Annotated in this window: 2 protein-coding genes; one reads left to right on the top strand and one right to left on the bottom strand. The window is 30.6% G+C overall.

Features of this window, described 5'->3' with window-relative positions; all coding sequences use genetic code 11:
• The coding region (locus CAMP18498_RS07745) for a hypothetical protein (protein WP_337198244.1) at nt 1-401 on the top strand (401 nt) is incomplete at its 5' end.
• An 8-nt stretch (nt 402-409) separates the two neighbouring features.
• Here CAMP18498_RS07745 and CAMP18498_RS07750 read toward each other — a convergent pair.
• Complete coding sequence (locus CAMP18498_RS07750; protein ID WP_337198245.1) at nt 410-3,106, bottom strand: conjugal transfer protein TraG N-terminal domain-containing protein; 2,697 nt, start codon at nt 3,104-3,106, stop codon at nt 410-412.
• Nucleotides 3,107-3,310: the final 204 nt, after the last annotated feature.

Below are 3,310 nucleotides of genomic sequence, written 5' to 3' on the forward strand. Positions count from 1 at the left end.
CAATGAATACCACAAATATAATAAAAGAAAAATTTGTAACATTCATAGATAGGTTATCATATTCTGAAATTGTTTTTTTATCTATGATTGCTTTTATATCAATTGTTATTTGTTTAGTGCTTATTGGAGTTTTAAAAAATAAAAAACTTCTATTTTTTGCAATATTCACTTCAATATTCACTTCTGTTATAATTGCAAATATTCTTATTTTTAATTTTATCGGATTATTCTTTTTAGTCTTTTTTTGTTTTATATTTCTTATACTATATAGCGTATTAAGCAATATTAACAAACGCGGAAAATATGAAGCTTATCAACAACACGAGGATTTATTCGAGGAAAATGATAGCATAGTAACGGGTAGCAGAGCTCGTCGATTTGGTATGGGAATTTATGAATAAAAAAGGAATTAAATTCCTTTTTTATCACCTAATCCCAAATTTAGTATCTTATCTGCGGTTTCCAACTTACCTCCAACTTCTTTATTAATATTTGAACCACTAGCAACTTCTTTAATATCTTTAGCATTTGGTATATTAGAATTACTTCTCATATCTTTTGCTCTAGAATTAACTTGTTCTTGATTTAGATTATGATTTAGTAAAGTATTACCACTTACATTTGTAAATTCTTTATTTAAAGCATTAGGTTTTGCTATTGTGTTTTCTCCTACATTACTACCTGCTCCATATTGAGAAGCATAATTTGAAATTGAAGCAGGATCATTTTTAATCATATCAGAAATTTGATTTCCTGCTTTTGCAAAGTAAGTGTTTTGCTCAGCAACACTAAGAGTATTAAAGTCTTTATTGTCTATTGTAGCTAAATCTCTAGCATAAGCATTTACAACATTATCCATATTATTCGAAGTAACTGCTTGAATAGCAGATTGAGTTTGACTGAAGCTATCTGCATACCCAACCATTTTAGCATAAGCAGTACTATCACTATTAGAAAGACTTTTACTCCAATCACTACTTACGCTATGATTTTCAGCTAAAGTTTTAACAGAAGCTTTTTCCATTGCTTCTTGATAAGCTGCTTGTTCTTTTGCGTTAAGATTATTATCTAGTGCAACTCCAACTCCAATTTCACCTTTAACTCCAGCAGTAATTCCATTTCCTGCTATTTTTAAACCAGTACTTGCTTCAGCAAAAGCTGATACTCTAGCTTGCTCAGTAAGGGTTAAATTATTCATTTTTGATATTTCCTGAGCTAAATTATTAGAGAATGATTTTCTAAACGATTCATTATCACTTTCCATAATAGATTTAGCTTCACTAAGTGCGCTATTTCTACCACTTTGACTGATTTGTCCATAAGTATCATTGAAATTCTGATTCCAAGTTTTAGCACTGCTTTCCCCTAAGGAATTAACCATATTTAATGCTCCAGCGGTTAGTTTAACTCCATTTATCATACCATTAACATTAGTTCCAGTAAATGCAGAGTTAGAAATTTCAGAATTGTAACTATCATTTCCTGAAGTACTTTGGGTATTATATTTGGTTATTTGTCCATCTACATTATACGCCCCCAAATAAGAATTTATACCAGCATGTTTAGCAATAACTTCTTCACCTAAAGGAGAAGCTATTTTGGTTTCAGTAGATAAAGCTTGCTGATTTGTAAAACTTCCTGCACTTCTTGAAGCACCTTGTAGGGTTTGTGATAAAGATGAAGCCACTGACACAAAACCTTGCTCACTAGCTTTAGCTACTGCAAAAGCTAATAATGGAGTAAGCATTACAAGATAATTAATGAAATTGGTTTGCTCAGATATTTGTTTAAAGAAAGATAAGCTATTACTCATAGAAAAGCTTAATGAGCCATCTAATAATACTTGAACACTTTTTGATAGATTTAAATCATTAAAATAATTAATAATACTTAATATAGGAGTCCATAAAACTATCCATATACATAAGGTAAAAAACATTTTTATATGTCTAAAATCACCAAACATAATAGAGAGTAAAGCCATAATCCATGATAAACCTATAATTAAAACTGTTAAATAAGCTTTAGCAAGTGGCAAATAAGTTTGAGCCATCATACCTTGAGTTAGCATGCTTGACATGAAGTTTTGCTCAGCTACTGCTGTATTTGCAGCTACTGCACTTGGATCAAGTCCTACCATTTTTGCAGTATTAATTAAAGAATCTCTTGAAGCATTAATTAACATAGCTTGCATTAATTGAGATCTTGCTTGTGTAGCTTGTCCTGAGAAAATTTCCCAAACACCCTGCATTGAAGCTCTATAAGCGTTTTCATCTTTACTACCTAAAATACGCGCATGGATAGTTTCTATTTTTGGAGCTAAAGAACCTAAATCTTGCTTAATCAAAGCACCTGCGTGAGTACAAGATCTAATACTGCCTTTATCTTTTTCCCCAAAATATAAAGTAAATTGACTACCCTTGCCTATTTCAAATAAATCCTCATATAAATTATCACTATGTCTAAAATTAGTATCCATTCTACCTTTATTTAATTCCATTCCATAAATAACACAGTTTCTAAAAAACAAATCAAGATTTTTTTGTGTTCTAGGGCTAAATTGACTTAATTCTAAATCTGGCAAATCCATAGTAGATCTTAAAGTAAAACCAAATCCAGCATTAGAAAAATTAGTAGATTGTGGAGTGGAATAAAATTTTTCCATAGCTTTAGTAATGGAATCTTCCATTCTTGACATGAAAGAAAAAGTCAAACCAATACCAAGTGGAACTTGAGAAACTATATAGTCTTTACCTGTTACATTATCATGTATCATATATCTATGCTGAGCGTCATTTGGCGCTCTTAAAAAGCATTGCCAAATAATAACCATGATAAAAATCATTTTACCAAATTCAAATATAGGGCTAGTTCTTTCGTCCATTACTTTTTTAATAGCAAAAGTAAAAAAGGCAATAGCCATAACAATCTTAACCATATAATCAGCACCACTTGTTACACCTTTTATGGCTTGCAAAATATCATTTGCTACTTCACCATAGCCCCAAGTAAAGATAATATGATTATCATCTATATTTGTAGCACCAAATAATAAAGAAGGTGCAAAAATTAAAGCACTAAGGAATAAAATGTAAAATCTTTTCATCAATTATGTTAAAGAAGTTAAAGAGTTTGTTTGGTATAATTGCAGAAGGTAGATGCCAAAGGCGGCTACCTTTGGCATTAATCATAACCTAGAAAGGCGGTGATTAAATTGTCTGATCAAATTATAGTTATGATTATACTACTTTGTATAATTATAGTCAAGTGTTATTAGCACTTAACTTCCCCTTTAAAAGGGGAGCTATAA

The sequence above is a fragment of the Campylobacter sp. W0066.2 genome, assembly GCF_024723515.1.
GTDB lineage: Bacteria > Campylobacterota > Campylobacteria > Campylobacterales > Campylobacteraceae > Campylobacter_D.